Origin of the sequence: Bacillus sp. EKM208B (assembly GCF_011800725.1) — a bacterium.
GTDB classification, from domain to species: domain Bacteria; phylum Bacillota; class Bacilli; order Bacillales; family Bacillaceae; genus Bacillus; species Bacillus velezensis.
This window is the reverse complement of the sequence record NZ_JAANHO010000056.1, coordinates 1-249: the sequence shown is the minus strand read 5'-3', so window position 1 is coordinate 249 and position 249 is coordinate 1. Positions and strand designations below refer to the sequence as shown.

The window sequence follows — 249 nt, the reverse complement described above, 5'->3', positions numbered from 1 at the left end:
GGCGGTTGTGGCGAAGTGGTTAACGCACCAGATTGTGGCTCTGGCACTCGTGGGTTCGATTCCCATCAATCGCCCCAAACAACATGCGGGTGTAGTTTAGTGGTAAAACCTCAGCCTTCCAAGCTGATGTCGTGGGTTCGATTCCCATCACCCGCTCCATTTTTATATTGTCATGGGCCTGTAGCTCAGCTGGTTAGAGCGCACGCCTGATAAGCGTGAGGTCGGTGGTTCGAGTCCACTCAGGCCCAC

3 tRNA genes are annotated in these 249 nt (G+C 54.6%); all 3 read left to right on the top strand.

Going from position 1 to position 249, the window contains the following annotated elements:
* Position 1 precedes the first annotated feature (1 nt).
* The 3 genes from G9F75_RS19850 to G9F75_RS19840 all read left to right on the top strand — a co-directional run bounded on the left by G9F75_RS19850 (position 2) and on the right by G9F75_RS19840 (position 248).
* Positions 2-77, top strand: a tRNA-His gene (locus tag G9F75_RS19850).
* 8 nt (positions 78-85) lie between these two features.
* Positions 86-159 (top strand) — tRNA-Gly (locus tag G9F75_RS19845).
* Between the two features lie 15 nt (positions 160-174).
* Positions 175-248, top strand: a tRNA-Ile gene (locus G9F75_RS19840).
* Position 249 lies beyond the last annotated feature (1 nt).